This window comes from Pseudomonas sp. B7, from assembly GCF_016735645.1.
Classification (GTDB): domain Bacteria; phylum Pseudomonadota; class Gammaproteobacteria; order Pseudomonadales; family Pseudomonadaceae; genus Aquipseudomonas; species Aquipseudomonas glycinae.
The window spans coordinates 1-19,042 of sequence record NZ_JAERRE010000017.1 but is presented as its reverse complement, the minus strand read 5'-3'; the positions used below and the strand labels follow the sequence as shown (position 1 = coordinate 19,042).

Genomic DNA, 19,042 nt, shown 5'->3' with positions numbered 1-19,042 from the left:
CTTATGCGCGAAGAGTTGAACCAAGGCCTGATCGACTTCCTCAAGGCCTCCCCTACCCCGTTCCACGCCACCGCCAGCCTTGTTCAACGCCTGGAGGCCGCCGGTTATGTGCGCCTCGACGAGCGCGAAACCTGGCACACCGAAGCCAATGGTCGTTACTACGTCACCCGTAACGACTCCTCGATCGTCGCGATCAAGATGGGCCGCAACTCGCCGCTGCACGACGGCATCCGCCTGGTCGGCGCCCACACCGACAGCCCGTGCCTGCGGGTCAAGCCACAACCTGAATTGCAACGCCAGGGCTTCTGGCAGCTCGGCGTCGAAGTCTACGGCGGTGCGCTGCTGGCGCCATGGTTCGACCGCGACCTGTCGCTGGCCGGCCGCGTCACTTTCCGCCGCGACGGCAAAGTCGAAAGCCAGCTGATCGACTTCAAGGCCCCGATCGCGATCATTCCCAACCTGGCGATTCACCTCAACCGTGAAGCCAACCAGGGCTGGGCCATTAACGCCCAGACCGAACTGCCGCCGATTCTCGCGCAGTTCGCCGGTGACGAGCGCGTGGACTTCCGCGCGGTGCTCACCGATCAACTGGCCCGCGAACACGGCCTCAACGCCGACGTGGTGCTGGATTACGAGCTGAGCTTCTACGACACCCAGAGCGCTGCGGTCATCGGCCTGCACGGTGATTTCATCGCCGGCGCGCGCCTGGACAACCTGCTGTCGTGCTACGCCGGCCTGCAAGCCTTGCTGAACGCCGACACCGAAGAAACCTGCGTGCTGGTGTGCAACGACCACGAAGAAGTCGGCTCCTGCTCGGCCTGCGGCGCCGACGGCCCGATGCTCGAACAGACCCTGCGCCGTCTGCTGCCGGAAGGTGATGAATTCGTACGCACCATCCAGAAGTCCCTGCTGGTTTCTGCCGACAACGCCCACGGCGTGCACCCGAACTACGCCGAGAAGCACGACGCCAACCACGGCCCGAAACTCAACGCCGGCCCGGTGATCAAGGTCAACAGCAACCAGCGCTACGCCACCAACAGCGAAACCGCCGGTTTCTTCCGCCATCTGTGCATGGCCGAAGAAGTGCCGGTGCAAAGCTTCGTGGTGCGCAGCGACATGGGTTGCGGCTCGACCATCGGCCCGATCACCGCCAGCCATCTGGGCGTGCGCACGGTCGACATCGGCCTGCCGACCTTCGCCATGCACTCGATCCGCGAACTGTGCGGCAGCCATGACCTGGCCCACCTGGTCAAAGTGCTGAGCGCGTTCTACGCCAGCCGCGAACTTCCGTAGAACACAGCCGGGATCGCAGCCTCGAGCTGCGGTCCCCCGGCCCGTAAAACCGGCTCATTTCTGATACACATCAGCACCGTCCATCGAAAACCCACCTAGACTTGCATAATCCCTTTCGACAAGGCTGTCGCCATGATCTCGATGTCTGCATTCCACTCCATGCTCATTCCCATCCTGTGCGGAATGATTCTGCTGGCCATCGGATTCAACTTCCGTGACAAGAACGCCGGTGTGTTCGCGATGTGGATCGGCATGCTGATGATCCTGGCCACCGTGGTCTACAAGATCCTGGCCAAACTCAACGAATAAATCCGCGCCCGGCTCGCATTGAATCTGGCGGGCTCGTACACTCGCCCGATCCGCCCCTTGCGAGGTTGACCGCCTAGTGTTCGCTCGTCTTTTTGCCCTGCCCTGCCTGTTTCTCGTCTGCCTGATGACCCTGATGTCGCCGGCACCTGCCGACGCCGCCGGTCTGCCGGGACTGCTCACGGGTAGCGGCAAGACTCAGCCCGAAGCTCAGGAACCGCTCGGCCAGTCGCTGGACGAGGTCATCAAGTCGCTGGAAAACGACAAGCAACGTGCCCAGTTGCTGACCGACCTGAAAAAACTGCGCGATGCCACGAAAAAAGCCCAGGCCACCCCGGAAGAAGGGGTGCTGGGACTGATCGGCGGCACCCTCGCCACTTTCGAAAAACAATTCTCTGGCGCCGACAGCCCGCTCAATCGCTGGTCCGCTGAATTCGACATGGCCCAGGACGAACTCAAAGGCCTGATGCTGCCGGCCAGCGAATGGCTGCCGATCATCTTCGCCTTCGCCGTGATCCTCGCGGTCTGGAGCCTGCTCGCCGCCGCACTGATCTGGCTCGGTCACCGGGTACGCATGCGCTTCGGCCTGACCGAAGAACTGCCGCAACATCCCCGAGCCCTCGACATGCTGCGCTTCGCCCTGCGCAAGCTCGGGCCGTGGATGATCGCCCTGGTCATCACGGTGTACATGAGTTACGCACTGCCCTCGTCGCTGGGCAAAAGCCTGGCGATGGTACTGGCTTATGCGCTGGTGGTCGGCACCTGTTTCTCGGCCATCTGCGTGATCGCCTTCTCCGTACTCGACGGTCCGCACCGTCATCGCGCGCTGTACATCCTGCGTCACCAGGCCTTTCGGCCGTTGTGGCTGATCGGCAGCTTCGCCGCGTTCGGTGAAGCCCTGAGCGATCCGCGACTGGTGGCCGGCCTCGGCGTGCACCTGGCCCACACCGCCGCCACCGTCGCCAACGTGCTCGCGGCGCTGTCGACCGGCCTGTTCATCCTGCGTTTCCGCCGGCCGATCGCCCACCTGATCCGCAACCAACCGCTGTCCCGCCGCCTGACCCGCCGCGCCCTGAGCGACACCATCGAAATCCTCGGCACCTTCTGGTACGTCCCGGCGCTGGTGCTGGTGGGTATTTCGCTGTTCGCCACCTTCGTCTCCGCCGGCGACACCAGCACCGCCCTGCGCCAGTCGCTGATTTGCACCGTGCTGCTGGTGTTGTGCATGGTCATCAACGGCCTCGTCCGCCGCCACGCCCTCAAACCCCAACGCGGACCGAAACGCCACGCGCTGTATTCCGAACGCCTGAAAAGCTTCTTCTACACCCTCGCCCATTTGCTGGTGTGGCTGGCCTTCATCGAACTCGGCCTGCGGGTGTGGGGCATGTCGCTGATCGGCTTCACCGAAGGCGAAGGCCACGACGTCAGCGTCAAACTGTTCAGTTTGATCGGCACGCTGATCTTCGCGTGGCTGATCTGGATCCTCAGCGACACCGCCGTGCACCACGCCCTCACCCGTTCTCGCAAAGGCCTGGCCAACGCCCGCGCGCAAACCATGATGCCGCTGATCCGCAACGTACTGTTCGTGGCGATCTTCATCATCGCCCTGATCGTCGCCCTGGCGAACATGGGCATGAACGTCACGCCCCTGCTGGCCGGTGCCGGCGTGATCGGCCTGGCGATCGGCTTCGGTGCGCAATCGCTGGTGGCCGACCTGATCACCGGCCTGTTCATCATCATCGAAGACTCTTTGGCCATCGACGACTACGTCGACGTCGGCGGGCACCTGGGCACCGTCGAAGGCCTGACCATCCGCACCGTACGCCTGCGGGACATCGACGGCATCGTCCACACCATCCCGTTCAGCGAAATCAAAAGCATAAAAAACTACTCCCGCGAATTCGGCTACGCCATCTTCCGCGTCGCCGTGCCGTTCAACATGAGCATCGACGAAGCCATCAAACTGATGCGCGACGTCGGCCAGAAAATGCGCACAGATCCACTGCAGCGGCGCAACATCTGGTCACCGCTGGAATTTCAGGGCGTGGAAAGTTTCGAGTCCGGCAACGCGATATTGCGTGCAAGATTCAAGACCGCACCGATCAAACAATGGGAAGTTTCACGGGCATTCAACCTGTCGCTGAAACGGCATCTGGACGAGGCCGGACTGGACTTGGCGACGCCAAGGATGAATGTGCAAGTGATCACCGCAGGCGGTGGTGGCCAAACTCAAGAATAGACCCGAAGAATCGGGCCAACTTCAAGGCCCTCATCGCTGGCAAGCCAGCTCCCACCACTCACCACGATGAGCGTTAGCTCGAGTACCGCTCTTGACGTGCCGGCCCCATCGGCCGGCTGAGTGGAGGGATTCATCCGGGGGGGGAGCGCAGCGGGGGTGGGTGCGCAGCGCCCGTGCGGCGCAGCCGCATGCATCGAGAGGAGGTGCAGCGAAGCAAACCGTAGGCGATGCCCCCGGATGAATCCCGGAACGAAGGAACACCGAGCCTCAGCGAGGTGCCGAACGCAGGGGCCCAGCGTTTTGGTTACTTTGGGGCGTTTGCCAAAGTGACTCGCCGTAAGGGCGAAACCGTCAGCGGCAGCACCCGAAGCAACGGATATTCACCCAAAACAACCCAAAACCTGGTCGGCCCAGAGGCCGCCAAGGTCAAACCACATCAACCCCCACGTGAATCGCATCATGCCGCCAAAACTCCAGATCACAATCAATCAACCGCCCAAACTGATCATAATTAACCCGAGCAATCCTCAACCCCGGACTCCCCACCGACACCCGCAACGCCGCCGCCGCATCGACCGATAAAGACGTAGGCACAATCTCGAACCGCACCCGCCCATAGTGCAAATCGTAATGCCGCGCATACAGCTCGGTAATCGACTGATTCAGATCAAACTCGAGAATCCCCGGAAAAAACTGCGGATTCAGATAATGCTCCACATACAACACCAGCCGCCCATCGATCCGCCGCGACCGGCAAATCTGAATCACGCTCGACAACGCCGGCAACTGCAACCACGCACAGACCGCCGCTGAAGCCGGCTGCAACCGCGCCGAAATCACCTCGGTCGACGGCACCCGCCCCTGCGCACTGACCATCGCGTGAAAGTGACTGCGCTGCATCAGGTTGTAGGCCAGACGCGGCGGCGACACGAACCAGCCCCGACGCTCCTCGCGATAAATCTGCCCTTGCGCCTCCAGCTGCAACAAGGCTTCACGCACCGTAATCCGGGTCGTGCCGAACAACTCGCTGAGCTTGCGCTCCGCTGGCAGTTTGCTCCCCGCTGCGAGCAACCCATGGTCGAGTTGTTCCTGAAGAATCTGGCCAATGGCTGTCACCGCTTTTGTTGCCTCATCGCGCATCAACGTTACCTATCTGGACTAGACCAGCACTGTTTCGGGGCAAAAACCGCACAGCGATAGCGCCGCTTGGTCGTGTTGCAAGCCTAGGCAGTGCAGATGACCGAGAGATGACAAAACTACCGAACGGTCGCCCTGACAACTTGCAATACATCGGCCAAGTCCCTTGCCCACCGGGACTTTGCGGGTGGTCTACGCTTACCGGGCACTCGTCGATACCGGAGAAAGAAAAGGCTGGGCGACCCATCGCCGACATCAAAGTGTCATCCGGCCACCTTAAATTGGCTCAGGTATTGCTGACCTAGACCAACACAAACCGCAATCGCAGCGTTGAACACGACCAAGGAGCTTCGGAATGAAACAGCTTTTCCTGGCAACACTGTTAGGCTCGACCATTGCCATGTGCACCGCCGCCATGGCGGCTGATGATCTGAAAACCCTCGAAGCCGCTGCGAAAGCGGAAGGTGCCGTCAACAGCGTCGGCATGCCCGATGACTGGGCCAACTGGAAAGGCACCTGGGAAGACCTGGCCAAGAACTACGGCCTGAAACACATCGACACCGACATGAGCTCGGCCCAGGAAATCGCCAAGTTTGCCGCCGAAAAAGACAACGCCACCGCCGACATCGGCGACGTCGGCGCGGCCTTCGGCCCGATCGCGGTCAAGCAAGGCGTGGTGCAACCGTACAAGCCGAGCACCTGGGATCAAGTGCCGGACTGGGCCAAGGACAAGGACGGCAACTGGGCGCTGGCCTACACCGGCACCATCGCCTTCATCGTCAACAAGAAGCTGCTGCACGGTTCCGAAGTACCGACCAAATGGGCTGACCTCAAGGGCGGCAAATACAAGGTTTCCATCGGTGACGTGAGCACCGCTGCACAAGCGGCCAACGGCGTGCTCGCCGCAGCGCTGGCCAACGGCGGCGACGAGAAAAACCTCCAGCCTGCCCTGCTGCTTTTCGCAGACATCGCCAAGCAGGGTCGCCTGTCGATGGCCAACCCGACCATCGCCACCATGGAAAAAGGCGAGATCGAAGTCGGCGTGGTCTGGGACTTCAACGGCCTGAGCTACAAGGCGAAGATGGCCAACCCGGATGACTACGTGGTGCTGATCCCGTCCGACGGTTCGGTGATTTCCGGCTACACCACCATCATCAACAAATACGCGAAGAACCCGAACGCTGCCAAGCTGACCCGCGAATACATCTTCAGCGATGCCGGCCAGACCAACCTCGCCCGCGGCAACGCTCGCCCGATCCGCGCCGAGCACCTGCAACTGCCGGAAGACGTGAAAGCCAAGCTGCTGCCGAACGAGCAGTACAAGAAGGTCACGCCGATCAAGGACGCCGATGCCTGGGAAAAAACCTCCAAGGCCCTGCCGCAGAAGTGGAACGAAGAAGTCATCGTAGAAATGAAGTAAGCCCGTAAACCCAACAGGGTTTGACGCAAAACTCTGTGGGAGCGGGCTTGCCCGCGATGGCAATTTCACATTCAACAAATGTGTTGAATTGCATGACGCCTTCGCGGGCAAGCCCGCTCCCACAGGATCCGTGTTGATTTCGAGTTTTCCGATTTATTGTTTCGCGGAGTTTTTGCCCCTATGAAGCACACCGTCATCCTTGTCGTGCTCGACGGCCTCAACTACGAGGTCGCGCGTCACGCCATGGGGCATCTGCAGGCTTACGTTGGCGCAGGACGCGCCGCGCTCTACCAGTTGGAGTGCGAGCTGCCGGCCCTGTCCCGACCGCTTTACGAATGCATCCTCACGGGCGTACCGCCGATCGACAGCGGCATCGTCCACAACAACGTCTCGCGCCTGTCCAATCAGCGCAGCATCTATGACTACGCCCGCGATGCCGGTCTGAAAACCGCCGCCGCGGCCTACCACTGGGTCAGCGAGCTGTACAACCGCTCGCCGTTCGTGGCGGCACGGGATCGGCATACCGATGACCCGACGCTACCGATCCAGCATGGCCACTTCTACTGGAACGATCACTACCCGGATTCGCACCTGTTCGCCGACGCCGAAAACCTGCGCCTGCGCCATGCCCCGGATTTTCTTCTGATCCATCCGATGAACATCGACGACGCCGGCCACAAGCACGGCCTCGACACCCCGCAATACCGCAACAGTGCACGCAGCGCCGACATCATCCTCGCCGACTACCTGCAAGGCTGGCTCGACGCCGGTTGCCAGGTGCTGGTGACCGCCGACCACGGCATGAACAACGACCGCTCGCACAACGGCCTGCTGCCGGAAGAACGCCAGGTACCGTTGTTTGTACTCGGTGACGCCTTCAGTTTAAACACCGACGCCATGCCGAAGCAGACCGACATCTGCGGCACCGTCTGCGAGCTGCTCGGCGTACCTCACGACAAACCTGTGTGCCGGGAGTTGCTCAAGTGAACTCAATGACTCGCGGCAAATGGCTGGCCGCCCTGTGCCTGGTGCCTTTCGCACTGTTCTTTATCGTGTTCGAAATCGCCCCACTGATCTGGGTGATGATCAACAGCCTGCAATCGGAAGAATTCGGTTGGGGCTTTGCCAACTTCAGCAAGATCTTCAATTCGAAGTTCTATCTGCAGGCGATCCAGTACAGCCTCGAAATCAGTTTCTGGTCGAGTGTGTTCGGGATCATCATCGCGGTGCTGGGCGCCTACTCCCTGCGCCGGGTCGATTCAAAACTGCGCAACTTCGTCAACGCCTTCGCCAACATGACCAGCAACTTCGCCGGCGTGCCCCTGGCGTTTGCGTTCATCATCCTGCTCGGTTTCAACGGCAGCATCACCATCATGCTGAAGCAGGCCGGGATCATCGAGGACTTCAACCTGTATTCGAAAACCGGGTTGATCATCCTCTACACCTACTTCCAGATTCCCCTCGGCGTGTTGCTGCTGTACCCGGCATTCGACGCCCTGCGTGAAGACTGGCGCGAATCCGCCGCACTGCTCGGCGCCGACAGCTGGCAGTTCTGGCGCCACATCGGCCTGCCGGTACTGACCCCGGCCCTGCTCGGCACCTTCGTGATCCTGCTGGCCAACGCCCTCGGCGCCTACGCCACGGTCTACGCCCTGACCACCGGCAACTTCAACGTATTGCCGATCCGGATTGCGGCGATGGTATCCGGCGACATTTCCCTCGACCCGAACCTGGCCAGCGCCCTGGCCGTGGTGCTGGTGGCGCTGATGACCCTGGTGACTGTCGTGCATCAATTGCTGTTGAAGAGGAGCTACCATGTCTCGCGCTGAATCCGGCCCGGCCGGCGTCTACCACCGCGTCGTGGTCTATCTGTTGTTCGCAATCCTGCTGCTGCCGTTGCTGGGCACCTTGATCTACTCGATCGCCAGCAGTTGGTCGGCGACCGTGTTGCCCAGCGGTTTCACCTTCAAGTGGTACATCCAGTTGTGGAGCGATCCGCGCTTCCTGCACGCCTTCGGCCAGTCGCTGCTGGTGTGCGTCGGCGCGCTGATCCTGTCCGTGGTGCTGATCCTGCCGCTGCTGTTCGTGGTGCATTACCACTTCCCGAAACTCGATGCGCTGATGAACATCCTGATCCTGCTGCCCTTCGCAGTGCCGCCGGTGGTGTCGTCGGTGGGGCTGTTGCAGCTCTACGGTTCCGGGCCGATGGCGATGGTTGGCACACCGTGGATTCTGATCGGCTGCTACTTCACCGTGGCACTGCCGTTCATGTACCGGGCGATCACCAACAACCTGCAGGCGATCAACCTGCGCGACCTGATGGACGCCGCCCAACTGCTCGGCGCCAGCACCTTTCAGGCAGCTTTCCTGGTGGTGCTGCCGAACCTGCGCAAGGGCCTGATGATCGCATTGCTGTTGTCGTTCTCGTTCCTGTTCGGTGAGTTCGTGTTCGCCAACATCCTGGTCGGCACCCGCTACGAAACCCTGCAGGTCTACCTCAACAACATGCGCAACAGCAGCGGCCACTTCACCAGTGCGCTGGTGATTTCCTACTTCTTTTTCGTGCTGGTCCTGACCTGGGTCGCCAACATCTTGAACAAGGACAAAAGCGAATGAGCTATGTCAGCGTCCAACACCTTCAGAAAAACTACGCCGGCACCACCGTGTTCAGCGACATCAACTGCGAAATCCAGAAGGGCGAATTCGTCACCCTGCTCGGCCCGTCCGGTTGCGGAAAATCCACCCTGCTGCGCTGCATTGCCGGCCTGACGCCGGTGGATGGCGGCAAGATTCTGCTCGATGGTGTCGACATCGTGCCGCTCACCCCGCAGAAACGCGGGATCGGCATGGTGTTCCAGAGCTATGCGCTGTTCCCCAACATGACCGTCGAACAGAACGTCGCCTTCGGTTTGCGCATGCAAAAGGTCAATGCCGACGACAGCCACAAGCGGGTTGCCGAGGTGTTGAAATTGGTTGAACTCAACGATTTCGCCAGCCGCTATCCGCATCAGCTGTCCGGCGGTCAGTGCCAGCGTGTCGCCCTCGCCCGCTCGCTGGTGACCCGTCCGCGCCTGTTGCTGCTGGATGAACCGCTGTCGGCCCTCGATGCACGGATTCGCAAACACTTGCGCGAACAGATCCGTCAGATCCAGCGCGAACTCGGCCTGACCACGATTTTCGTCACTCACGATCAGGAAGAAGCCCTGACCATGTCTGACCGGATTTTCCTGATGAATCAGGGAAAGATCGTACAAAGCGGCGACGCCGAAACCCTCTACACCGCCCCGGTCGACGTATTCGCCGCCGGCTTCATCGGCAACTACAACCTGCTGGATGCGGAGAGTGCGTCGAAACTGTTGCAGCGGCCGATCAACCACCGCATCGCGATCCGCCCGGAGGCCATCGAATTGAGCCTCAGCGGCGAGCCCGATGCGCAGATTCGCAGCCACAGCCTGCTGGGCAACGTGATTCGCTACCGCGTCGAAGCCCGGGGCGTGGAACTGGTGGTGGATGTGCTCAACCGCTCGGCGGCGGATCTGCATCCCGACGGTCAGCGCCTGTCACTTTCCATCGATCCCACCGCCCTGTGTGAGGTAGCCTGATGACTTTGCTGACACCCAAAAGGGAACTGAACTGATGGCCCTGGCAATTTTTGATCTGGACGAAACCCTGATCCACGGCGACTGCGCCACCCTCTGGAGCGAGCAGATGGGGCGCCTGGGCTGGGTCGATCCCGAGTCGTTCATGCGCCGGAACAACGAGCTGATGGACGCCTACAGCCATGGCAAGTTGCGCATGGAAGACTACATGGACTTCAGCCTCGAACCGCTGATCGGTCGCACCCCGGAGGAAGTCGAGCACTTGGTTGGCCCATGGGTTGAGGATTTCATCGAGCCGATCATCTTCAGCGACGCCACCAAAACCATCGCTGCCCATCGCAAGGCCGGTGACCGGATTCTGGTGATCTCGGCCTCGGGCACGCACCTGGTCAAACCGATTGCCGATCGACTGGGCATCGACGAGGTGCTGGGAATCGAACTGGAAGTGGCGCATGGCGTGTACAGCGGCCACACCGTGGGCACCCTGACCTACCGCGAAGGCAAGATCACCCGCTTGCTGGAATGGCTGGATGCCGAAGAAGAAAATCTTGAGGGCGCGAGTTTCTATTCCGACTCACGCAATGATCTGCCGCTGCTGCTGAAGGTGGATTACCCGCATGTGGTCAATCCGGATCCGGTGTTGCTGGCAGAGGCCGAGAAGTCCGGCTGGCCGATCCACCTCTGGAAGTAAGCGATGGTCTTGTGGGAGCAGACCTGCTCCCACAAGCAATGATGATCAGCTCAGGCTTTCGTCGATCACCAGCACCAGCTTCCCTGCCACGGTGTTGCTCGCAAGCTCTGCAAACGCAGCCTCGGCATCCTTGATCGGGAAAGCCTTGGCCAGTTGCGGCTTCAGGCGCCCTTCGGAAAACAGCGGCCACACGTGCTGGCTCAGATCGCTGAACAGGTCGGCCTTGAACTGATCGTCACGGCTGCGCAGGGTCGAGCCCAGCAGTTGCACGCGCTTGGCCAGCACCTGGGCCAGATCCAGTTTTGCCTCACGGCCGCCCATCAGACCGATCAGCACCCAGCGTCCGTCCTGGGCCAGCAACTTCAGATTCAACGCCGAATAATTGCCGCCCACCGGATCGAGGATCACATCGAACGGCCCGAAATCCCGCAGGCTTTCCAGATCGTCGGTGCGCACCACCCCGCCCTGGGCACCCAGCGATTCGCAGTAGGCCAGCCGCTCGGCCGAGCCGACGCTGACCCAGCACGGATTGCCGAAAGCCTTGCACAGTTGAATGGCGGCCGAGCCGATGCCACTGGCCCCGGCGTGCAGAAGAACTTTCTCACCCGGTTTGAGCGCAGCGAGTTGAAACACATTCAGCCAGACGGTCGCGTAAACCTCGGGCAACGCCGCCGCTTCAATCAGCGACACGCCTTCCGGAACCGGCAGCACATGCCGTCCGTCGACGACCACCTCTTGCGCCATCCCGCCCCCGGCCAGCAAGGCGCAGACCCGGTCACCGACCTGCCAGGACGAGCCCGCGCCGACCTCGCTGATCACCCCGGAGCATTCAAGACCCAGCACGTGGCTGGCACCTGGAGGGGGTGGATAAAGACCGGCTTTCTGTAATAAATCCGCGCGATTGAGGCCCGCTGCCGCCACCCGGATGCGAACTTGTCCTACATCACATGTAGGACTTGGTTCATCAACCCATGCCACTTGACCTTCAACGCCTTGCAATGCCTTCACAGTGCCTCCATAGTGAGTCTGGACTGAGCCCGAAGCTGTAGCGCCGGGCTTTTTGCATTATGCGACCGGCCCTGGGGTCTGAACGAACGCTGAACAGCAGTTATCGTACAGAGCGTAGAGGTACCGGCGACTTCAAAGACGGCCTAATATGCGTTATCAATTGTCCCCGCGTCGAATCAGCATGAAGCATCTGCTCCCCAGCACCGCCCTCGCTCTTTTCATCGGTATCGGTCTGTTGCCGGTGTCGGGCACCACATTCGCAGCCAACAGCTGGGACAAGTTACAGCCTGATCGCGACGAAGTGATCGCCAGTCTGAACGTCGTCGAGTTGCTCAAGCGTCACCACTACAGCAAGCCGCCGCTCGACGATGCGCGCTCGGTGATCATCTACGACAGCTACATCAAGCTGCTCGACCCGTCGCGCAGCTATTTCATGGCCAGCGACATCGCCGAATTCGACAAGTGGAAGACCCAGTTCGACGACTTCCTCAAGAGCGGCGACCTCAACGCCGGGTTCACCATCTACAAGCGCTATCTGGATCGCGTGAAGGCGCGTCTGGACTTCGCCCTTGCCGAGCTGAACAAAGGCGTCGACAAGATGGACTTCACCACCAAGGAAACCTTGCTGATCGATCGCAAGGACGCTCCGTGGCTCAAGTCCACCGCCGAACTCGATGACCTGTGGCGCAAACGCGTCAAGGACGAAGTGCTGCGGCAGAAGATCGCCGGCAAAGAGCCGAAGCAGATCCAGGAAACCCTGACCAAACGCTACAAGAATCAACTGGCGCGTCTGGACCAGACCCGCGCCGAAGACATCTTCCAGGCGTACATCAACACCTTCGCCATGTCTTACGATCCGCACACCAACTATCTGTCGCCGGATAACGCGGAGAACTTCGACATCAACATGAGCCTGTCCCTCGAGGGCATCGGCGCCGTGTTGCAGAGCGACAACGATCAGGTGAAAGTCGTGCGTCTGGTGCCGGCAGGCCCGGCCGACAAGACCAAGCAGGTTGCTCCGGCCGACAAGATCATCGGCGTTGCCCAGGGCAACAAAGAGATGGTCGACGTGGTCGGCTGGCGTCTGGACGAAGTGGTCAAGCTGATCCGTGGCCCGAAAGGCACCGTGGTGCGTCTGGAAGTCATCCCGGCCAGCAATGCGCCGAACGATCAGACCAGCAAGATCGTGCCGATTACCCGCGAAGCGGTGAAGCTCGAAGACCAGGCCGTGAAGAAATCCGTGCTGAACCTGAAACAGGACGGCAAGGACTACAAGCTCGGCGTGATCGAGATTCCGGCGTTTTACCTCGACTTCAAGGCCTTCCGTGCTGGCGATCCGGACTACAAGAGCACCACTCGCGACGTCAAGAAACTGCTGACCGAGCTGCAGAAAGAGAAAGTCGACGGCGTGGTCATCGACCTGCGCAACAACGGCGGCGGTTCCCTGCAGGAAGCCACCGAGCTGACCAGCCTGTTCATCGACAAGGGCCCAACCGTGCTCGTGCGTAACGCCGATGGCCGGGTCGATGTACTTGAAGATGAAAACCCGGGCGCGTTCTACAAAGGCCCGATGGCGCTGCTGGTCAACCGCCTGTCCGCCTCGGCTTCGGAGATCTTCGCCGGCGCCATGCAGGACTACCACCGTGCGCTGATCATCGGTGGCCAGACCTTCGGCAAAGGCACCGTGCAGACCATTCAGCCGCTGAACCATGGCGAACTGAAACTGACTCTGGCCAAGTTCTACCGGGTTTCCGGTCAGAGCACCCAGCATCAGGGCGTACTGCCGGACATCGATTACCCGTCGATCATCGACACCAAGGAAATCGGCGAAAGCGCCCTGCCGGAAGCCATGCCGTGGGACACCATCCGTGCGGCGATCAAACCGGCGAGCGATCCGTTCAAGCCGTACCTGGCCCAGCTGAAATCCGAGCATGACACCCGTTCCGCCAAGGACGCGGAGTTCGTGTTCATCCGCGACAAGCTGGCCCTGGCGCAGAAGCTGCTGGAAGAGAAAACCGTCAGCCTCAATGAAGCCGAACGCCGTGCCCAGCACGCCGACATCGACGCCAAGCAACTGGCGATGGAGAACATCCGTCGCAAGGCCAAAGGCGAAGAACCGCTCAAAGAGCTGAAAAAAGAAGACGACGACGCCCTGGCAGCCGCCGAGCCGGACAAGGTCAAACCGGAAGACGACGCCTACCTGAGCGAGACCGGGCGCGTACTGCTGGATTACCTGAAGCTGAGCAATCAGGTCGCAAAGAAGTAAGGTGATGGCAATTTAATGCTGACGATCCCCGGATCGTCATCAAACAGTCATCATTCTGTCGTGCAATAAAGGACTGGGAGCGGTTCTCTTCATCGAGAACGCTCCCAGTCCTTTTTTTATCGCCAGAGATTGCCATGACCACGACCGAACAGCTGAGTGCCTTGAGCTCGATCCTGACTCAAAGCGGATTACACAGCCTGTTCCAGCCGATCATTTGCCTCTCCGAACGGCGCATCCTCGGCTACGAAGCCCTGACCCGCGGCCCGTCCAACAGCCCGCTGCACTCCCCCATCGCCCTGTTCGCCGTGGCCCGTCAGGCCGGACGCTTGAGCGAACTGGAAATCGCCTGCCGCCAAAGCGCCTGTCGCCGTTTCAACGAACAGCAGTTGCCGGGCAAGCTGTTTCTCAACGTCTCTCCCGAATCCTTGCTTGAAGCCGCGCACCAGCCGGGGCGCACGCTGCAGCTGCTTCAGGATTTCGGCATTCCACCGAGTCAGGTGGTGATCGAACTCACCGAGCAGACGCCAATCGATGATTTCCAGTTGCTGCAAACCGCACTGCATCACTATCGGGCGATGGGGTTTTCGATCGCCCTCGATGATCTTGGGGCCGGTTATTCGAGCCTGCGCCTGTGGTCGGAACTGCGGCCGGACTACGTGAAGATTGACCGGCACTTTATCGACGGCATCCATCAGGATGCGTTGAAACGAGAGTTCGTTGGATCGATCCTGCAAATCGCCAAGGCCTCGCGAGCTCAAGTGATTGCCGAAGGCATCGAGTTGCCGGAAGAGCTGGCAGTGCTGACCGAGATGGGTGTGGATCTGGTGCAGGGCTATCTGCTCGGCCGCCCTCAGGAACACCCGCCGCGCGATGCTCGCGCCTTGATGCCCAAGCACGACAGCAGCGCCGTGGCGCTGAACGATGAAGGCAGCGACCTCAGTGCCCTGCTCAACGATCAACCGGCCGTGAATCGCGACACGCCGACCGCCACCGTACTGGAAGCCTTCCGCCGTCAGGCCAACCTCAACTCGCTGGCGGTGCTCGACGAACAGGGTCAGCCGTGCGGCATCGTTCATCGTCACTCGTTATCCGATGCGCTGCTCAAACCGTTCGCCACCGACCTGTTCGCCCGCAAACCGATCAGCCGCCTGATGAACGACGACTTCCTCGCCGTGGAAATGAGCCAGTCGCTGCAACAGGTCAGCCGCCTGATCACCAGCCGCGCCCGGCAACGCATCGAAGAAGACTTCATCATCACCCTCAACGGCGGTTACCTGGGCCTGGGCCGGGTGATTGACGTGCTGAAGCTGATTACCGAACTGAAGATCCAGCAGGCGCGCTATGCCAATCCGCTGACCTTGTTGCCGGGGAATGTGCCGATTCAGCAATGTTTGACGAGGTTGCTGCAACAGGGGCGCGAGTCGGTTATCTGCTATGTCGACATCGACAGCTTCAAACCCTTTAACGATATCTATGGGTATGGACGTGGGGATGAAGTGCTGCTGTGTCTGGCGCAATGCCTCAACGAACGCGTCGACCCGTCCCGCGATTTCGTCGGGCATATCGGAGGGGATGATTTCCTGTTGGTGCTCGGCCCGGAGGATTGGCGCAAACGGCTGAATCAATTGCTTGAGGATTTCCAGAGTCAATGCCGACGCTTCTACCGCCCCGAACATCTTGAAGCTGGGTGTTTTGTTGCGCCGAACCGCCAGGGTATTCGTCAGGAGTTTCCGTTGTTGTCACTGTCCATTGGCGTGGTGCATCTGCATCCTGAAGCGTGTGCGCAGCTGGATGCGAGTCAGTTGGCGGAAATGGCATCGCAGGCGAAGCATCATGCGAAGAATGTTCCGGGGTATAGCGTGCATTTGATTGATAGCCTTTCCCTGTCTAACCTCCATCAATTAAAGACAATCGAGCAGTTCTGACCTCTTCAAATGCACGAAACGGCTAAACCAATAAAACTCACCATTGATCTTGATCTTCAAGGTTCGCTCGAAGTAAATCTTCCCTCCACGACTTAGTAACTATTTCATATATATGTTCAAAAAAACCACGAGGATCTATTATTTCCGTTTTGTCCCATGCAAGCACTCTCGGATTATCAAAGTCGCTCTGAAACTCTCCCGAAAAATCAAAACCAGCATCCTGCAAATGGCTTTCAAGGATTTTATAAATCAAAAACCTATGGCGATAGGTTAGATAATCAAATTCAGGAACAATAAAATTCTTAATTATTTCTTGTTGATCCTCATACTTATTAGGGTCATAAACCCACAATGCCTTACCAAGCGTCTCTTCCCGATCATAAATCGATATCCCACTCAACAAGTGAGAGAGCCGGGGTTCATATGGAAATTCCGTAAATGGTTGCATCAACATAACTTCACCTATCTTGGAAAGCCAGTAAATGGCCGTGTAATATCTCGTTTATCAAATTTCACTTCCGCCCCATCCAAGCTATCTATATAACGAGGATTGCTTAGATCTCTTTCATTAGGTTTATAGCCACGACCTGCTCCTGGCAGTTTCATCCTAACAATAGGATTTTGGTCAGCATCATACCCTGTAGGCTCAGGAACTTTTTTATGCATCCTGGATAAAGCAAAATGCAACGCTCGAAACTGCATCATCCAACTACGGAATTGAGAACTCGGCCCCACCATCCCTCTAACGCCTTTTTTTGTTGGATGTGAGCCGTCTATTGACCTCTGCTTTAAAGCTGCATCGTCAATTTCTGGCCCATGTTTTTCTACAGAGTGCATTCTGTATTGTCTGTTCCAAGCTAATACCTGACGTTTAGCTTCAGCTTCATTTTTTGGCCCATCTTTACCAACCGCCGGAACGATAGGCAACCCTTGATTTACGTTAGGTTTGTTAGCCTGAATTGGTACTGAGCACTTCTGGATCTTATTGTTTTTGGGCGGCGGACAGTTGGACGTCAACCCCAGCGGATCCACCCACCCCGTCGGATTCGGCACGTACTGATACTGATTGAGTCCCCCGGCCAACTTCACCGGATCCGGCGTCAGGTACCGTCCCACGTCCGGGTCGTAGTACCGGTGCCGGTTGTAATGCAGCCCGCTTTCGTCATCGAAATATTGCCCCTGAAACCGCAGCGGCTGGTTCAGGTAGTCCTCGGTCGCGAGCTCCAGCGAGGTGACCTTGCCGTAGGCGCTGTATTTGGCTGACCAGACGATCTCGCCGCTGTAGTCGGTCAGTTCCTGCGGGGTGCCGAGGTGGTCGAGTTGGTAGTAGAACGGGCAGGCGCGTTTCGGGCCTTTGCCGTCGAGCATCGCCAAGGGGCGGAAGGTGCCGGGTTCGTAGATGAAGCTGCGGTGCTGGGTCGGGCTGCTTTCGGCGATCAGGTGGTCGCCTTGCCAGAAGAACTCGGTGGTCTGGCCGTTGACGGTTTTGCGGATGCGCCGGCCGAAGGCGTCGTATTGGTAGGTCGCGCTGGTGCCGTCGGGACGGGTGAGGCCGATCAGGCGGTGCTGGCTGTCGTAGCGGTAGTCGGTGACCAGTGTTTGCGCACGGCCGCGGCGTTCGCGGATCAGGTTGCCGAAGGCGTCGTAGTCGTAGTGCCGGTCGCCCTGTATTTGCAGGCGATTGCCTTTGATCTGTGTCGGGCCGGGGCGGTCCTGCATCAGCAGGTTGCCGGCCGGGTCGTGGGCGAAGTTTTCCGGCAGGTCGTCGCGGGTGTGGCGTACGCGGATCAGCCGGTCGAGGGCGTCGTACTGGTAGCTGCGCTGGCCGTGGCGGGTGTCGGCGATGTGTTCGAGATTGCCGTTGGCGCTGTAGGCAAAGTCGCGACGGTACAGCGCACTGCGTTGATGGCCTACGGCGTGGGCGCGTAAGCGGCCCTGTTCATCGTAGGCATATTCGCTGCGCAGCAGGCCTTGCTGGCGCTGCTGTTCGCGGCCGTTCTGGTAGACGTGACGGGTGAGCAAGGCGCCGTTGAGGTCGATCGCGGTCAGCGCCCCGCCCTTGGCGTAGTGGTAGTCGAGCTTGCTGTTGTCCGGCAGGCGCATCCGGCTGAGCTGGCCGCAGGCGTCGTAGGTGTAACGCAGGGTGCCCCAGCCCTGATGCTCGCGCACCAGCCGGTCCTGCAGGTCGTATTCGAAAGCCAGCGGGTGATCCTGGCCGTCATCCACGCCGACCAAACGGCCTAAACGGTCATACCGGTAGCTGACCTCGACCCCGTCCGGCAGGGTCTTGAGCAGCAATCGCCCAGCAGCATCACGTTGATAGCCGGTGACCAGCGTCGAGCCGTCATCGCCGAACTCGGTCTTTTCCAGCAGGTGGCCATTCCGGTCGTAGGCGTAGGCGGTACGCCGGCCATCGAAGCCGGTTTCCTGTCGGATCAGTCCGGTCGGCGTGTAGTCCAGCCGGTACTTTTCGCCAGATTCGTTCTCGATTTCCGTCAGCAGCAGTTGCGCATGGTCGTAGCGGTATTGCAGTCGCGTGCCGTCGGGGTTGATCCGCCGGCTGACCAGGTGCAGGTCGTCGTCATATTCGTAGCGGGTGATACGCCCCAGTTCATCGCGCTCGGCGGTGATCTGGCCGTAGGCGCTGTAACTGAAAGCCCGTGTGGCCCCGGTAGGCAGCGTTGTTTGGATCAGCCGGCCAACGGCGTCCCAGGCATGGCGAGTGACCGCTCCGTGTTCGTCCTGCGCAGTAATCCGCCGCCCCAACGCGTCGTAGGAAAACTTGCGAACCCCACCGTCCGGCAGACTTTCCTCGACCAACTGACCCAGGTCGTTCCACACAAACACGTGCCGGCCGCTGTCCGGATAACGGATCGACAGCAACCGCCCCTGTGCATCGCGGTGGTAGTGGGTGACATGGCCGTCCGGATCGACCGCCTCGGTGATGTCCCCTTGGGCATTACGCCGGTACGTCCACACGGCATCGCCACGTGAGCGGCTGTGCAGGAAACCGTTGCGGTACTCGTAGGACGTCGGCGCATCGTCCGGCGGAATCAGCGCGATCAGCCGTCCGGCATCGTCGTAGCGGTATTCGGTGACCGCCCCCAGCGCATCCTGCTCGGCGACCAACCGACCTTGCGCGTCATAGGCCTTGAGCT

General features: G+C 60.0%; 15 protein-coding genes. 11 read left to right on the top strand and 4 right to left on the bottom strand.

Annotation, left to right across the window (positions count from 1 at the left end):
• The first annotated feature begins 3 nt into the window (after positions 1–3).
• The 3 genes from JKA62_RS27660 to JKA62_RS27650 all read left to right on the top strand — a co-directional run bounded on the left by JKA62_RS27660 (position 4) and on the right by JKA62_RS27650 (position 3,838).
• The gene (locus JKA62_RS27660; protein ID WP_108560439.1) at positions 4–1,293 is read left to right on the top strand and encodes a M18 family aminopeptidase; all 1,290 of its coding nucleotides are present in this window, start codon (positions 4–6) and stop codon (positions 1,291–1,293) included.
• A gap of 159 nt (positions 1,294–1,452) precedes the next feature.
• The gene (locus JKA62_RS27655; protein WP_221616130.1) at positions 1,453–1,602 is read left to right on the top strand and encodes a hypothetical protein; all 150 of its coding nucleotides are present in this window, start codon (positions 1,453–1,455) and stop codon (positions 1,600–1,602) included.
• A gap of 76 nt (positions 1,603–1,678) precedes the next feature.
• Positions 1,679–3,838, top strand: coding sequence for a mechanosensitive ion channel family protein (locus JKA62_RS27650; protein ID WP_064378703.1), 2,160 nt, complete (start codon positions 1,679–1,681; stop codon positions 3,836–3,838).
• A gap of 426 nt (positions 3,839–4,264) precedes the next feature.
• Here JKA62_RS27650 and JKA62_RS27645 read toward each other — a convergent pair whose 3' ends face one another.
• Positions 4,265–4,978 (bottom strand): UTRA domain-containing protein, encoded by a 714-nt coding sequence (locus JKA62_RS27645; RefSeq protein ID WP_011333178.1) that lies wholly within the window; start codon positions 4,976–4,978, stop codon positions 4,265–4,267.
• A gap of 352 nt (positions 4,979–5,330) precedes the next feature.
• Here JKA62_RS27645 and JKA62_RS27640 point away from each other — a divergent pair, with 352 nt between their 5' ends.
• The 6 genes from JKA62_RS27640 to JKA62_RS27615 all read left to right on the top strand — a co-directional run bounded on the left by JKA62_RS27640 (position 5,331) and on the right by JKA62_RS27615 (position 10,685).
• The gene (locus JKA62_RS27640) at positions 5,331–6,395 is read left to right on the top strand and encodes an ABC transporter substrate-binding protein (RefSeq protein ID WP_011333177.1); all 1,065 of its coding nucleotides are present in this window, start codon (positions 5,331–5,333) and stop codon (positions 6,393–6,395) included.
• 180 nt (positions 6,396–6,575) lie between these two features.
• Positions 6,576–7,382: an alkaline phosphatase family protein gene (locus JKA62_RS27635; protein ID WP_201820443.1), complete on the top strand. Its 807-nt coding sequence runs from the start codon at positions 6,576–6,578 to the stop codon at positions 7,380–7,382.
• 5 nt (positions 7,383–7,387) lie between these two features.
• Complete coding sequence (locus JKA62_RS27630) at positions 7,388–8,224, top strand: ABC transporter permease (RefSeq protein WP_011333175.1); 837 nt, start codon at positions 7,388–7,390, stop codon at positions 8,222–8,224.
• Positions 8,211–9,011, top strand: a complete 801-nt coding sequence (locus JKA62_RS27625; protein ID WP_201820439.1) for an ABC transporter permease — start codon at positions 8,211–8,213, stop codon at positions 9,009–9,011. Before JKA62_RS27630 ends, JKA62_RS27625 begins: the two co-directional genes overlap by 14 nt.
• On the top strand, positions 9,008–9,997 hold the full coding sequence (locus tag JKA62_RS27620) for an ABC transporter ATP-binding protein (protein ID WP_011333173.1): 990 nt from the start codon (positions 9,008–9,010) through the stop codon (positions 9,995–9,997). The genes JKA62_RS27625 and JKA62_RS27620 overlap by 4 nt, the downstream gene beginning before the upstream one ends.
• Before the next feature lie 34 nt (positions 9,998–10,031).
• On the top strand, positions 10,032–10,685 hold the full coding sequence (locus tag JKA62_RS27615) for an HAD family hydrolase (RefSeq protein WP_011333172.1): 654 nt from the start codon (positions 10,032–10,034) through the stop codon (positions 10,683–10,685).
• A 45-nt stretch (positions 10,686–10,730) separates the two neighbouring features.
• Here the strand turns inward: JKA62_RS27615 and JKA62_RS27610 are convergent, their stop codons facing one another.
• On the bottom strand, positions 10,731–11,693 hold the full coding sequence (locus JKA62_RS27610; protein WP_011333171.1) for a zinc-binding dehydrogenase: 963 nt from the start codon (positions 11,691–11,693) through the stop codon (positions 10,731–10,733).
• 181 nt (positions 11,694–11,874) lie between these two features.
• On the opposite strand from JKA62_RS27610, the gene JKA62_RS27605 reads away from it, so the two are divergent.
• Together JKA62_RS27605 and JKA62_RS27600 are read left to right on the top strand one after the other, a co-directional pair.
• On the top strand, positions 11,875–13,959 hold the full coding sequence (locus JKA62_RS27605; protein ID WP_170929008.1) for a carboxy terminal-processing peptidase: 2,085 nt from the start codon (positions 11,875–11,877) through the stop codon (positions 13,957–13,959).
• 134 nt (positions 13,960–14,093) lie between these two features.
• Positions 14,094–15,884 carry a bifunctional diguanylate cyclase/phosphodiesterase gene (locus JKA62_RS27600; protein ID WP_201820436.1) on the top strand — a complete coding sequence of 597 codons (1,791 nt, stop codon included), beginning with the start codon at positions 14,094–14,096 and terminating at the stop codon, positions 15,882–15,884.
• A gap of 37 nt (positions 15,885–15,921) precedes the next feature.
• Here the strand turns inward: JKA62_RS27600 and JKA62_RS27595 are convergent, their stop codons facing one another.
• Positions 15,922–16,338: a hypothetical protein gene (locus JKA62_RS27595; protein ID WP_011333168.1), complete on the bottom strand. Its 417-nt coding sequence runs from the start codon at positions 16,336–16,338 to the stop codon at positions 15,922–15,924.
• Positions 16,339–16,346: 8 nt separating this feature from the next.
• A partial coding sequence (locus JKA62_RS27590) for an RHS repeat-associated core domain-containing protein (protein ID WP_201820433.1) occupies positions 16,347–19,042 on the bottom strand: 2,696 nt, incomplete at its 5' end.

What these genes read in the sequence shown, in the direction of transcription:
- JKA62_RS27660 (WP_108560439.1), top strand. Translation starts at nt 4, where the DNA reads ATGCGCGAAGAGTTGAACCAAGGCCTGATCGACTTCCTCAAGGCCTCC.
- JKA62_RS27655 (WP_221616130.1), top strand. Translation starts at nt 1,453, where the DNA reads ATGCTCATTCCCATCCTGTGCGGAATGATTCTGCTGGCCATCGGATTC.
- JKA62_RS27645 (WP_011333178.1), bottom strand. Translation starts at nt 4,978, where the DNA reads ATGCGCGATGAGGCAACAAAAGCGGTGACAGCCATTGGCCAGATTCTT.
- JKA62_RS27640 (WP_011333177.1), top strand. Translation starts at nt 5,331, where the DNA reads ATGAAACAGCTTTTCCTGGCAACACTGTTAGGCTCGACCATTGCCATG.
- JKA62_RS27635 (WP_201820443.1), top strand. Translation starts at nt 6,576, where the DNA reads ATGAAGCACACCGTCATCCTTGTCGTGCTCGACGGCCTCAACTACGAG.
- JKA62_RS27630 (WP_011333175.1), top strand. Translation starts at nt 7,388, where the DNA reads ATGACTCGCGGCAAATGGCTGGCCGCCCTGTGCCTGGTGCCTTTCGCA.
- JKA62_RS27625 (WP_201820439.1), top strand. Translation starts at nt 8,211, where the DNA reads ATGTCTCGCGCTGAATCCGGCCCGGCCGGCGTCTACCACCGCGTCGTG.
- JKA62_RS27620 (WP_011333173.1), top strand. Translation starts at nt 9,008, where the DNA reads ATGAGCTATGTCAGCGTCCAACACCTTCAGAAAAACTACGCCGGCACC.
- JKA62_RS27615 (WP_011333172.1), top strand. Translation starts at nt 10,032, where the DNA reads ATGGCCCTGGCAATTTTTGATCTGGACGAAACCCTGATCCACGGCGAC.
- JKA62_RS27605 (WP_170929008.1), top strand. Translation starts at nt 11,875, where the DNA reads ATGAAGCATCTGCTCCCCAGCACCGCCCTCGCTCTTTTCATCGGTATC.
- JKA62_RS27600 (WP_201820436.1), top strand. Translation starts at nt 14,094, where the DNA reads ATGACCACGACCGAACAGCTGAGTGCCTTGAGCTCGATCCTGACTCAA.
- JKA62_RS27595 (WP_011333168.1), bottom strand. Translation starts at nt 16,338, where the DNA reads ATGTTGATGCAACCATTTACGGAATTTCCATATGAACCCCGGCTCTCT.